We start from the raw sequence: 13,421 nt of genomic DNA on the forward strand, positions 1-13,421 counted from the left end.
AAAAAAACCAAAAATAGTCCAACCTATTTTCGGCTTTTGTAGATTATTCAGTTGATCAGTTCTGACAGCATCCTTTCATCAATTTATGTAAGAATAAGTTTTTTGTGTTTCTTTGACTAACCTTTTTCTAAGACTTTTTCTTGTTCAACTAATGCTAATGAAACTTTATTGCCGAATTGACCTTTAAGCGCCTCCTTCAATCCTGTACCTGCTGAAGAAATCGTGCGTTTTGCTCTATTTGTCTCATTCTTCACAGATTGATTTGTCGTTCTTATTTTCAATCCCTTCTCACTTTTCAGCGCGATTCCAAGTGAACGAGTGAAGCATTTCTCCATATCTTTCTGATATTTCTCCCACCATTGATCAATCGTTTCAATCATTTCAAACATCTCAAAACCTCCATTCTTTTTAATCCAATTGTGCCAGTTTCTTACGATAGACCTGCTCGTTATCTTCTAGGTCAAGCTGGATTTTCTTTCGTTGATGGCGCAATTCCGTCGACAGATCCTCTTCTAAACGAGAAATCATGATACGTCCATAGTCAAAGTCCACTTGGGTTCAGAAAAAGAGCGCAAAATCAATCGGAGATCTTTGTAAGTTGCTTCCGCTAGCTCATGGACTTTTCTTTCTGTTGCAAGCAATGCTTCTTCTTGCTCTGATAACCTTCGTTTCGTTGCTTGATATGTTTCATAAAGCTGTATTTCCTGACTCAATTTTCCTCTCCTCCTTTTATACCCCAAACAATTGATTCGCTAATTCTTTGTCACGTGCCACCATTTCATTGATTTTTCGGGTGATTTCAGCGGCGAGCGTTTGAAACTGTTCCGACATCTGATCGATCTGGCAGATCTTATCTCTAAATTCCTGTGTTGGCTCATCGACAATCTCTCATTTTGTACAATTAACTTCGGCTAATGTTTCAATTACCTCGTTGTACGTCAAATGTGGCGTATAATTGCGTATTCTTCCCAACCAGTCATTCCATAACTCTTCCAACTCCGTGATCCCGCTTTGGTAAATCACGCGAACATTGCTCATCGCCTCATCAAATTTACTTGCTGCGATCTGTACGACAGCTAATGCTTGGCTATCTTCTAAATAAATTCTTTCTGACCGAGAAAGTCCGCCACCACTTGCAGTCAGCTTCTTACGTAACTCTTTTAATGTCAAGAATTCTTTGACTTGAACCTTGAGCCACTCATTTTCTTCTTTCAAACGCTTGATTTCATCTAGCGTATGCTCGCCACTGACTGCTAGTAGTTTGATCATTGCTTCGTTTTCCAAAAGTGTTTGTTGCCACAAAGTTGGGGCTAACAAGATCCCCCCATTGCCATCGACGTATACGATGATCTGTCCATGCTTATCGATATAATTTCCTTCTTTATCAACCCTGAATTGATCCAATGAATGCCCTACTGTTTGCCACCCTAGGTTATCAATCCCAAAACTATGGATTGGCAACATTCCTTTTCCACCGGTCACAAGCCCACTCGTGACGACATCCGAAGTGTCGTAGATATTGATCAGGGTACCGTTGTGATTATCGAATAAGGCTTGTGCAAGCCCTGGTCCTGCCGCGCCGTACGTCACACTATCATAACCATTGATTGCTGCGACAAAAAGTGCTTTAGCGCCACCTAACGAGTGCCCAGTCGTTGAGATCGTATAGCCATCTGATTTGGGATACTGCTTTTCAATTTCACGGGCATAGTTCAAGGCAGAAGCAAATGCACCATTTGAGTGTTTATTACTTCGACCAATTTCCTCAAGGTTAGTATGCCAATCTTTGAGCGAATTCGTGCCAGCATAGGCAATCGTAAGGTTTTTGGTGATGACGGAATCGGGGAAGCCGGGAACTTTTCTTAAATCATTATCATTAAGTTTTTTGAATTCATCTTTAATTTCTGCTACTACCATTGCCTGCATACTGTTTTTCTTTGGCTGGGATTCATTAGCGATTTTGTCTTTATTGGTATTCACAGTACCTATAATGATATGATCTGTTCCAAGAGGTCTATTACCATATTTAACTTCGCCACTCTCTAATTTATAAATAAATTCAGATAAGTATCTATTTTAATCCATTAATTTATTCCCCCGGTATAATAGATTATTTGATCCTCTGAGATACCGATTTCCTGTTTTTCGTTTTTTTCATCTATAAAATAAGGCCCATTATCTCTGCCACTAGCTATTCTATAAATAAACTTATCTGTTTCAGCAGATCTTGTGTTTAGCCCTACTTCTTCTTGATAAACATCATTAACTGTGAAATAGATGACTAATGAATTCATCGGACTAATCGAATATCCAGTAAATTCTATTTTGTTTATATTTATATATTTCCTAACACTTACAACTTTTTCTACATATTCTTCTGTTGTCAAATCCCCATTACTATATTCTTGTGTAAACCTATCAGTTTCCTCAACATTGGTTGTATATAACCGATAGTTATTGTATACATAATTCGCCAAATCTTTCTGTATTTCCAACAATTCTTGACGATCTCCTTCTCTTTTATCCATATACATTTTTCCTCCAATTCCTCCTAAAATAATTACTACTAATACACCTAGCAAAAGCCGTTTTTTCATATACCCTCCTTTATCTATGAATATCTGTTCCCCCATATTATTTTCTATCATAGGGTTACTCTCTTTTTTGTTATATACGTTTTTTCACTCAATTGTTTTTATGTAAAACTTCTCACTATGCCTATGGTCGTATCACTAAGGATTGATATCTGATGTTTTTTAATGAAAAAAAACATCTAAAACAGAAGGATTTCTGCTTTAGATGTCTTTATGACTATAAGATTATTCGCTAACTGTTACGTCGCCTGTTACTGATGCGTCGTTTTCGTCAAGTTTTGCTGAATCTTGGTATTCTTGTTTTTCAAATGTTACGTTACCCTCTACTTTTGCTCCGTCTAATACAAAGCCGTTCGCTTTTACAAGTACGTCACCTTTGATTGTTCCGTGAACGATATTTGTGTTTTCTGATTCAACGATCAATGTTGGAACAGTGATTGTGTATTCAGCAGTTACGTTACGGTCATCGTCTTGTGAGTACAAAGCAATTTTGCGGTAGATGTCTGCACTTGCATCATCTTTGTCATGGAATTCGCCTGCGATAGTTACATCATTTGAGAATGTCACATCACCTGTTGCTGCAACGATCCAGTTACCGTCAGCTGACATTGCTTTTTCTAAAACAGCTGGATCATCACTGATTGAAGCTGTTGATACAACATCTGCCGAACTTTCTGTTGTACTTACTTCTGTTGTTGATGAAGCTGAACTAGAATTAGATGAATCATTGTTGTCAGCACCACAAGCTCCTAAAGCCAAAAGTGCTGTTGCTGTTAAACCTAATAAAGATAATTTTTTTGATAACATTAAATTTCTTCCTCTCTTTTTGTATTCCTATGAAATTATACCATGAAAGCGTACTTATGTGAAATAATCTTCATGAAAAGAAAAAATATTTTATATAGTAGAAAATTTATGATAACATCCTCTACAGTTATTCTTTTTACGCCAAGAATAAAAACAGCTAATCAAAGGTAACTAATTCCGTATTTTCAACAAAAAAGTCAAAGAATGTGTCGTTTGGCATCGGATGAAAATAGGCATTGATGATTCGGATCAGTGCATTATGGCAAACAAGCAAGTAGACATTGTCTTCATCTTCTAAGCACTCTTTCAATAAAGGGGTGATCCGTGCATACACATCTAAAACCGATTCCCCATTTGGAAAACGTACCGCAAAATTTTGGCGTACACGTTGAAAGTTTTCGTCTTCGCTAGGACGCCCATCATAATCCCCAAAATCCATCTCGATCAGTCGTTCATCCACTGTCATAGGTAGATTGACTTTTTTGGCTACCGCTTGTGCCGTATCTCTTGCGCGTTGCAAAGGGGAATGGATGATCTTGGTGATCGGTATTTCCAAGTTTGCAACTTTTTCAGCGAGTTTTTCTGCTTGTTGTTTACCTTTTTCTGTTAATTCGATGTCTGCATGGCCACAAACTAAGCCTTGAGCATTCCAAGTCGTTTCGCCATGTCTAGTAATATATAACATTAGATAACTCTCCTTTATTTTATGCTCTTTCAATTTTATCATACAACTTCAGTCCAAATGGATCATCTGCTTGGAGTCGACGACGTTCGATTAGCCTTAGTGATTCAAATGTGTGTTTCTCTTCTTCTCAAGTCGATTCTTTTCGTTGCGACTTTTTCTAAGAACCGCTGGTCATGGTCGACGATCAACATCGCTGGTTTGACTTGTACTAAAAGCTGCTCGATTTGTTCTTGATTGAACACGTCCAGATAATTCAATGGCTCATCCCAGATATAAAGATCTGCGGATTGTGCAAATGATTTGGCTAATTCCACTTTTTTTCTTTGCCCCATACTCATGTTTTCAATGGAGGTATGAAACACGTTTCTTTCCATTCCTAATTTACGAAGATTATTTAAAAAGAGTTCCAAGTCTAGCTGATTCTTTTGCGCAAAATCTGTTAAGGTTCCGGTGTTATCTTCATAGTTTTGGCGAACATAACTAATACTGATTGTTGCCGAACGTGTGACAGCCCCCTTGGATTGACCAGTAAATCCCCCAAGTAAATACTGGATGATCGATGATTTACCACTGCCATTAGGTCCAGTTATTGCCACACACTCTTGTTGCTCGATGCTAAAGCTGATAGGATCGAATAACATCTCTTCATAGCCTAATTGTAGATTTTCTACTGTCAATAAGCGTTTATGATGCGACTGATTTGGGCACATTTTCAGTGAATCGATCGACTCTAGATCTTTCAGTAATTTCTCTTTCTCACTAATTTGAGTTTCCATCCGATTGACGATCGCTTTTGAACGTTTCATTGTACGAGCAGCATCCGCTCCAATTGCGCCACGATTGACACGCCGTGCTTCGGTATCAATAAAGCCAACACGTTTTTTTGTTTTGTCTCCTTCTCGAGAGTTAGCCCACTCCGCTTTTTCAGCTGCGGTTTTTTTCAAACGTCCGACTTCTTTTTTGATTTTTTGGTTTTGTGCTAACTCAAATTCATCTTTTCTACGCTTTTGTTCTTCGTAGACGGAATAATTTCCTTGATAGATCACTAATTGACTTTTTTCGATGACCAAAAGATGGTCAACGACTTCATCAATAAACTGACGATCATGACTGACAACAATAAACCCTTGTTTTTTCTTATTCAGGTATTCAGCTACTTGCTGACGCCCAATCACATCTAAGTGATTTGTTGGTTCGTCAATCAGTGGGAAATGCTGCTCATCGGTAAATAAGAGAGCCAGCAATACTTTTGTTTTTTCTCCGCCGGAAAGGGAATCGTAAGGGCGCCAGAGAATTTCCGGATCTGCCTGCATCAACATCAGCTCACGCTCGATCTCCCATAACTCACAATCTGAAACTTCTAACAACATATCATAGGTCAGTCGATTCGTTTCCCTGACCTGTTGTGGAAAATAGACAAATTCTTGTTGATGGGTCACTTGTCCTTGATAAGGTAGTTTGTTTTGCAAAATAGTTAATAACGTCGTTTTGCCACGACCATTTCGACCAATCAGTCCTAATTTCCATGTGGAATCAATATTTAGGTTTGCTTGATCGAATAACAGATTGTCTTGGCTGTCATAGCCAAACGTCAATTGTTTGATTTCGATTTTAGACATTTATCTTCACCTCGTTATAAAAAAGACCAGTCCTATTTTCAGAACTGGTCAAAGAAGATGAGTACAAAAAGAGACCCACTCATTGAAAGCAGCCAATTCTGAAAATCTGCATACTATCCCCTTGAACGAACAAGGTATAGCTAAAATGCAGCTTCAACAAATTGACTTACTTTTTCAATGCGCGGATCCCTCACTTTGTCTTTATTTGCCACTAGGTTACCATAGGTGTTTTAAGACTGTCAACCAATAAATTATCGAAACAAGCCACTGATTGCCTGTGAAAGTAGTCTGACGTTCTCTAGTGTTTCTTGATGATCCAATGCCTTATCAAGAGAAGTTGGGCCAGTTTGGATACTAAATACACTAGGAAGAATCGTCATTAATTCACCTAAATCTTTTTCCCGACCCCCACAGATCGCTACAACTTTTTTGTTGTGTTTTTTTGCCAAAGAAGCCACACCATAAGGCACTTTCCCATGAATTGTCTGTTGATCGATCCGGCCTTCTCCTGTGATCACGAGCTCAGATGATTTGATTTTATCCTCTAAGTCTACTAACTCAGAGACAGTCATAAAACCTGCTTTCATCGTAGCCCCGACAATGGCTAGAGCGCCTCCGATTCCACCAGCTGCGCCACTGCCAGCGAGTTTATTCAAATCAATTGCTGTGCTTTCTTTGATTTGTTCAACGACCTTTTCTGCTTGGGCTTCCAAAAATGCTAGTGTCTCTGGTGAACCGCCTTTTTGTTTCCCAAACAATTGAGTCGCACCTTGTTTGCCAATGTAAGGACTCGTAACGTCCGCTGCGATCGTCAATCGTTGCTCGATACGCTCTAATTGAGAGACGTCGATTGTCTCGATGGATAACAATGGATTCCCTTCTGTAACGCCATTTAGTTTCGCCCCTAATGACTGCAATAAACCCAAGCCTCCATCAGAACAACCGCTACCACCTAATGTTACGATAACTTCGTCTACCTGCTGATTCAAAGCATCTTTGATCAACTCTCCTAAACCAAAACTTGAAGCTAACCGGATCGTTTGATCTGTCGGTTCGGTCAACAAGTCCAAACCAATGACTTCCGTCGATTCAATGATGGCTAACTTACGGTTCTTTTTTTGTGTCAGTAAATAACGACATGCTTTTTTCCGAAAGAGCAAATCCGGACAAAAAAGTGTTCGCCATTCACCGCCTAAAGTAGCGTAAATTACTTCAGCAGTTCCTTCGCCACCATCAGCGATGGGTTGATTGACTGTTTGTTCCGCCTCCCCCCAGCCTTGCAATGCTGCTTGGTTGAGTTCAATAGACGATGCGCTACCTTTAAACGAATCGATTGCTGCAAGTAATTTCATTCTGAGACTCCTTTTTTTGTGATGATTGAACAACGTGTTTTTCTTTCACTACATTATATCTAACGTGCTTCAATACCGCTATATTCATAGATAGAAAATACTTCAGGATCATAATCGATAAACCGCTGTGACCAATTTTCTACATCAAAAAATTCGATGATCTCACGATCGACGGTTTGATAAGGGCTATTTAAGAAGGCAGGAAGTTCAACCAAATTCCTTTCTTCCAACAAGAAAATATTTTGTGGATTGTAGAAACGATATCCAGAAATCGCTTTATTATCAGTGACTAATTTTTTTTGGAAGAAAATAGATTCAAATGTTCGTAAAGTCACACCACTTTGACCTTCTCGCAATAATTCCAAAATGCCTGTCGAACCATTCGTCTTTTGCAAATATTCTGTATAGGTCAGATACCCTTCTTGATCATTTCCACGACTTGGTAAAATATAAAAGTTTGTTGAAATACCTAACTGTTCAAATGCGGCTTGATAATCATCTGCTCGTTGTTTTCTGCCGTTATCAGTTGCTCCAAAGAACAGATCAGTCGTGACTTCAGCTTTTGGTAATTCCATCTCTTTTGAATAAAAAGAACTATTGTGTTTAATCCCTAACTCTTTTGCTTCTAAAATATCAAAATGGTAAATGTCATCAATTGCTGGTTCTGCTTCTGCTTTCTTCAATAATTGAAGGTGTTCTTCTTTAAAATGGTTCCAAAAGAAGAGAATGATCTTCGCATTTGTGTACGGTCGAATACGAGAAGCAAATGCCACATCAAAACCATAATCTAAAAAAATAATTAGTTTATATTGATCGAGTTGCTGTTGGAACGCTGACATAAAGGAATCATCCATCAAATCTTTTGCTGAAATGACGTCCATTGTTTGCACGTATGGGAAAAAATATAACGCCTTATTTTTCGCTATAAGCAATCGTTCGTGTTGGCTCATATTTATCAACTCCTTATTTTTTCTTACTCAAATCAAACCGATTAATTGTGGGTTTCCTCTAATAATAGCCCTGTATGAAAGGAAAAAGCGAATGAAACGCTTTCGTTTCAAGTTATTTTTGATAGAAATATAACAACAATTATCGAAACTGATAAGAGTTCTATGATTGTTTCATTAAAAATTACAAAAAAGATTTCAGAATAGTTGTAATTATCAGACAATTTGTTATTATAGAGAATATTATTTTATAACCTATTTGTGTTTTCATTCATGTTTTTAGAAAAGAGGGTTTTTGATGGAAAGTACAGAACAAACAAAATTAAAAAAACAGCTAAGCTCCAGACACATCACGATGCTTGCTTTGGGTGGTGCAATTGGTGCTGGTTTATTCAAAGGAAGTGGCGAAGCCATTGGCATCGCCGGTCCAGCGGTCCTTATTGCCTTCTTGATTGGTGGTGGTATTTTATTTATTGTTATGAGTGGTCTAGGTAAGTTAGTTTTAGATGGTGGGGATACCCAACATGGATTATCTGGCTTGATTCGCCCTTATTTAGGTAATCATTCTGCGGACTTCGTCGACTGGGTCTATTATTCCATGTGGATGATCAATATCATCGCTGAGGCTGTAGCAGCAGCTTCCTTCTTACAATTATGGTTTCCGCATGTACCTGCATGGTGTTTCATCTTACTTTTAGCTATTTTAACGACTCTGATCAATCTTTATTCTGTCCGCTTGTTTGCTGAAACCGAATATTGGTTGGCTTTTGCGAAGATCAGTGTCATTATCTTGATGATTCTTTTCGGGTTATATCTCGTCGGACAACAAATGTTAGGAACTGGTATTTTTCCTACATTAAGTCAATTGACTGATCACGGTGGCTTTACCCCACATGGATTAAAAGGGGTCGTTAGTTCATTACTTGTCGTTATCTATTCATATGGTGGTTCGGAACTGATTGCCATTACCGTTAGTGAAGCAGATGATCCAAAAAAAGCTATACCAAAAGCCATTAAAGGAGTCATGGGACGAATCGTTTCCTTCTATATTATCCCACTTTTCTTGTTACTGATTCTTTTCCCCTGGAATACTTTAGCCGGCTCATCGGTCAGTCCTTTTGTCTTAGTTTTTGAACAGATGAATATCCCTTTTGCTAGTGATATCGTGAACTTCGTCATTGTCTTGGCACTCTTTTCATCGATCAATTCTGGCGTTTATGCTTCTTCTCGTCTATTGTTTTTCCGTTTGAAAGACAAAAAAGGCACCGCCAAGAAACTGGCAAAGTTGAACAAGCACTATGTGCCACAACGTGCTGTATTATTTTGTACTAGCGTGCTATATCTAGGTGTCATTCTTTCCTATTTCGTTGGTGATAAACTCTTTAGTTATTTAGCTGGTTCCCTTTCCTATACGGTACTTGTGATCTGGTTGATGATCAGTGCTGCTGCCTTTCGTTTGGCATTAAAGAAAGGCACTTGGAAAGCAAAAAGCTTCAATCTATTTGCTTTAGTTGCATTGACCTTGATTTTGATTGGGATCCTTATGACAAATTCAATAGGGGTGACCCTACTAACGGCTCTACTATATGCTGGTATTTTCTTTAGCTATCAAAAGAAAAAGGATGTCTTTGTCATAGATAATGAACCCTTCTCTTCTATTTGAACATCTAACTCATGATTAAACCTTCCCCATAAACGAGCCAAGAATATTGAAAGTCATTCACTTGATTTTTAATATTCCTGGCTTTTTATAAGCATCGCAGCTAAAAAATTTGCTCGATCATTTTGCTATGCACTTCATTTGCTTTATGTATTTTTTGCTGAGATGATAGTCTTGTAACAAAGTATAAAGGGGTTATATTTATGAAAAAGTATGGGAAATTTTTATTAATGATTATTGTTTCAACGATTATAATGTTTGGAATGATGTATCTGAATGTTTATTCGATTGAACATGTCTTTTTTAGTCGTACACGGGTCTTTATGGCCTTGATGATGGGTGCTGTGATGGCAATCATCATGTTACTTTTCATGTGGAAGATGTATGAACATAAAAAGCTGAATATCGCAATCTTGACGATCAGCTTATTGGTGTTTGGCGGTTCATTGTTCATGGTCCGTAGCCAGAAAACAGTTGGTGATGTGGCATGGATGAAAGCAATGATCCCTCATCATTCGATTGCTATTTTAACGAGTAAACGTGCCGATATAGAAGATCCTGAGGTCAAAAAATTAGCAGAAAAAATCATTGAAGCACAAGAAAAAGAAATCGATGAAATGAAGGAATTGATTGATCGATTGGATTGATGTATAAATAATGATTCCTGTCAAAAAAAACAGCCGCCTGATTATACTGGTGACTGTTTTTTTTGATTTTTTTATAGCGTATCTTTCACAACGTTCAATGTTTCATTTTTTTCTTGATCTTTTGCAATACCTAAACCAGTAATCGCACTGACCATCGAAAAAACGGGAGAAAGTAAACTGAAAAATACAAATGGTAAGTAGGTCATCGTTGGTATTCCAAACGTGCTGGCAACAAAACTACCGGCAATCCCCCAAGGAATAAGGTAATTGATGACTGTCCCTCCATCTTCTAAGGTACGACTCAAAACAGTTGAATCAAGTCCTGCTTTTTTTGTATGTTTCTTTGAACGCATTTCCAGGTAAGATCACAGATAAGAACTGTTCACCGATAAACAGATTGACACCAATACTTGTCATTAATGTCGTAAAAATCAGTTTAGGTGTCGTCGTCATTTTCTTCGATACCACTTCCATGACTGTAGAGATCAAGCCAAATTCGATCAATAACCCGCCTAATGAAAGCGTCAGAATAATCAAGGAAACTGTAGGCATCATACTTTCGATCCCACCGCGGCTAAGTAACGCATCGATTTGCGCGTTTCCTGTTTCAGATAGAAAACCAGATTCAAGGACTGTCGCTAGTTCTGAGAAGGAAGTGCTTGGATCTTGGATAAAAATCATTCCAACTGCTACGGCAATATTCAACAGGATCGTTAAGATTGCTGGAACTTTTTTCCAAGCACAAACTAGCATCAAGAATAAAGGGATTAGAGACCAGATTGAAATCGTAAAGTTGTTTTCTAAAATAGTTGTTACATTTTGGATTTCTGTCAAGCTAGCACCTTTATCTGTATGTCCTAAAAATGCAAACAAAATCAAAGAAACAATAAATGCCGGAAGTGTTGACCACATCATATGTTTGATATGTTTAAATAGATCCGCATCAACAATTGCTGCTGCCAGATTTGTCGATTCAGATAATGGCGACATCTTATCTCCAAAAACGGCTCCAGAAACAATGGCACCGACAACTAATGCGGGGTTCAATCCCAACGTTGTGCCGATACCGAAAAAGGCGATACCGATGGTTGACATGACGGTAAAGGCACTACCGACTGCACTGCCGACAATGGCACATACAACAAAAACTGAAGGCACAAACCAGGGAACACTAATGATTTTAAAGCCATAGACCATCAACGTTGGAATGATGCCAGCTTGGATCCAGACCGCAATCAATGCGCCGACTAAAATAAAGATAAAGATCGGGATGATCCCCGGTTTGAGTCCATTGATGATTCCTTCATGTAATCGATCGGTTGGCTGTTTCTTCACTACTGCGTAGACCATGACCATACCAATAGCAATCAAAATTGCAATATTCGGTGAAATCTTAAAGCCAACTACTCCGGCTGCTATCGTTGCAACAATAATTATTAACACACTCACTGCTTCTATAAAACTAGGTTTTTTTATTTTTTCCATATCCATTCTCCTTTTTTAAGTTTGTTACGTCTTAAAAAAGCTTCGATATCGAATGACTCCGCCACAATTCATCTGCGTTTCCTCCCTAAAAAAGACAAAAAGATCTGTTTTCAACTAAGGACGAATTTCTCCGCGGTACCACCTTAATTAAAAACAGATCTGTTTTTCACTTTGATTTGAATGATTTAATTGTTAAAACTTTTCCTGTAATTCATAGAATTGGCTTGGTCGGTTCGCAGCAACCACCGACTTTCTGAACAGAACACCAAAACTACTACTGGGTGAAAAGTGAACTTTCATGAAGTTTACCTGCATCTATCCATTTTGTCAATCTAAATGTATTTTTTCTGAAAAAAAATGTTTTGATTCATCACGATTTAGACCTTTCACCCATCCATCATTTACCGTTATTTTTTTGCAAGGATTGCTTGATGCTCCTGCTTTATTTTATCTAGAAGTTCTGGCTTTTCAAATAGATCTAACGCAGTATTTGCCAATAGTTCAGCAGCAATTGCAATCGAAGCTAGTCCTTTTTCACTGCGAGCAGCTGCTTTAAATTCTTCAGAATGACCGGCGATATATTCATCAGAAATCGAGACAGTTGGTTGAATCGTCGGAATCACATGACTCACGTTACCAACATCAGAAGAACCTAGACTTGTCTGTTCTTTTGTTTCAATTTCTTCATCAGGTACACCTGCTGCATTCGCATGGCTGAAGAACAGCGCATCAAATGAAGGTGTCACGATCACGTCATCGACAGAATTTTGGAACAACCCAAATTCATAACTTGTTCCCGTACTCAAAGCCGCACCTTTCACAATATTTTCGACTTTTTGATACACTTCATTCAATGTCTGACGATTTTTTGCTCGTAAGTAAAAGCGACCCGCTGCATATTCAGGAATCACATTCGCAGCAACTCCACCATCCGTAACGATGCCATGGATATTGACGTCTTTTGGCAATTGCAGGCGCAACGCATTGATTCCATTAAACACTTGAATCAACGCTTCTAAGGCATTCACTCCTTTATCTGGTGCGGCAGCTGCATGGGAAGCAACACCATGAAATTTGATATCCACCGGATCATTCGCTAATGATTCTGTCGTTTTGCCGTAACGATATGCGGGATGGACACATAGTGCAGCGTCTACATCTTCAAAAAAACCTTCTCGGACAAAACTTCCTTTTGCCGAACCGTTTTCGCCTCCCTCTTCTCCAGGAGTACCATAGACACGAATCTCTCCACCAATCTCAGTGATGCGCTCACGTAAAACACTTGCGGCTAATATAGAATAGGTGCCAAACAAGTTATGACCACAAGCGTGACCAATACCTGGTAAAGCGTCAAATTCTGCTAAAAAAGCAATCGTTGGTCCTGGTTTTCCTGAAGCGTAACGAGCATCAAATCCTGTTCGATGACCAGCAACATCTTTTGTGACAGAAAATCCTTCTTTTTCTAATTGTTTGATCAAGGTATCTGAGGAATAAAACTCATAATTACTTACCTCAGGATGGTCATGGATATCTAGTGCTAATGCTTGATATTCAGCTAATCGTTGCTGGATTGCTTCCTTAAAAGAATGTGTTGTTAAAGTAGATGTTGTCATATTGGCTTCCTC

At 38.5% G+C, this 13,421-nt stretch carries 11 protein-coding genes and 2 pseudogenes; 2 read left to right on the forward strand and 11 right to left on the reverse strand.

What is annotated here, in order from left to right; translation table 11 throughout:
- Nucleotides 1–116: 116 nt before the first annotated feature.
- The 9 genes and pseudogenes from CYK55_RS10045 to CYK55_RS10085 form a co-directional block, all read right to left on the reverse strand.
- Nucleotides 117–389 (reverse strand): hypothetical protein, encoded by a 273-nt coding sequence (locus CYK55_RS10045; protein WP_034686695.1) that lies wholly within the window; start codon nt 387–389, stop codon nt 117–119.
- 135 nt (nt 390–524) lie between these two features.
- The gene (locus CYK55_RS10050) at nt 525–713 is read right to left on the reverse strand and encodes a hypothetical protein (RefSeq protein WP_034686697.1); all 189 of its coding nucleotides are present in this window, start codon (nt 711–713) and stop codon (nt 525–527) included.
- Nucleotides 714–729: 16 nt separating this feature from the next.
- Nucleotides 730–2,055 (reverse strand): annotated as a pseudogene (locus CYK55_RS10055) (lipase family protein).
- A 29-nt stretch (nt 2,056–2,084) separates the two neighbouring features.
- A complete protein-coding gene (locus CYK55_RS10060) occupies nt 2,085–2,648 on the reverse strand; it encodes a hypothetical protein (protein WP_080693127.1) in 564 nt (187 codons plus the stop codon).
- A gap of 171 nt (nt 2,649–2,819) precedes the next feature.
- Nucleotides 2,820–3,401 carry a polymer-forming cytoskeletal protein gene (locus CYK55_RS10065; RefSeq protein WP_019723609.1) on the reverse strand — a complete coding sequence of 194 codons (582 nt, stop codon included), beginning with the start codon at nt 3,399–3,401 and terminating at the stop codon, nt 2,820–2,822.
- Between the two features lie 157 nt (nt 3,402–3,558).
- Nucleotides 3,559–4,086, reverse strand: coding sequence for a histidine phosphatase family protein (locus tag CYK55_RS10070; RefSeq protein ID WP_034686702.1), 528 nt, complete (start codon nt 4,084–4,086; stop codon nt 3,559–3,561).
- Nucleotides 4,087–4,190: 104 nt separating this feature from the next.
- Complete coding sequence (locus CYK55_RS10075; protein ID WP_034686703.1) at nt 4,191–5,705, reverse strand: Lsa family ABC-F type ribosomal protection protein; 1,515 nt, start codon at nt 5,703–5,705, stop codon at nt 4,191–4,193.
- Nucleotides 5,706–5,956: 251 nt separating this feature from the next.
- Entirely contained in the window at nt 5,957–7,057 is a 1,101-nt protein-coding gene (locus CYK55_RS10080) for a glycerate kinase (protein WP_034686705.1), read from the reverse strand.
- 59 nt (nt 7,058–7,116) lie between these two features.
- Nucleotides 7,117–8,007: a hypothetical protein gene (locus tag CYK55_RS10085; RefSeq protein WP_034686707.1), complete on the reverse strand. Its 891-nt coding sequence runs from the start codon at nt 8,005–8,007 to the stop codon at nt 7,117–7,119.
- A 295-nt stretch (nt 8,008–8,302) separates the two neighbouring features.
- On the opposite strand from CYK55_RS10085, the gene CYK55_RS10090 reads away from it, so the two are divergent.
- Together CYK55_RS10090 and CYK55_RS10095 are read left to right on the forward strand one after the other, a co-directional pair.
- On the forward strand, nt 8,303–9,667 hold the full coding sequence (locus tag CYK55_RS10090; protein WP_034686709.1) for an amino acid permease: 1,365 nt from the start codon (nt 8,303–8,305) through the stop codon (nt 9,665–9,667).
- Nucleotides 9,668–9,867: 200 nt separating this feature from the next.
- Nucleotides 9,868–10,311 (forward strand): DUF305 domain-containing protein, encoded by a 444-nt coding sequence (locus CYK55_RS10095; protein ID WP_034686711.1) that lies wholly within the window; start codon nt 9,868–9,870, stop codon nt 10,309–10,311.
- Nucleotides 10,312–10,382: 71 nt separating this feature from the next.
- Here the strand turns inward: CYK55_RS10095 and nhaC are convergent.
- Nucleotides 10,383–11,796, reverse strand: a pseudogene (gene nhaC, locus CYK55_RS10100) (Na+/H+ antiporter NhaC).
- Nucleotides 11,797–12,203: 407 nt separating this feature from the next.
- The gene (locus CYK55_RS10105) at nt 12,204–13,409 is read right to left on the reverse strand and encodes a M20 family metallopeptidase (protein WP_034686716.1); all 1,206 of its coding nucleotides are present in this window, start codon (nt 13,407–13,409) and stop codon (nt 12,204–12,206) included.
- Between the last annotated feature and the right edge of the window lie 12 nt (nt 13,410–13,421).

The organism is Enterococcus mundtii (genome assembly GCF_003957375.1).
In the GTDB taxonomy this organism is placed as follows: Bacteria; Bacillota; Bacilli; order Lactobacillales; family Enterococcaceae; genus Enterococcus_B; species Enterococcus_B spodopteracolus.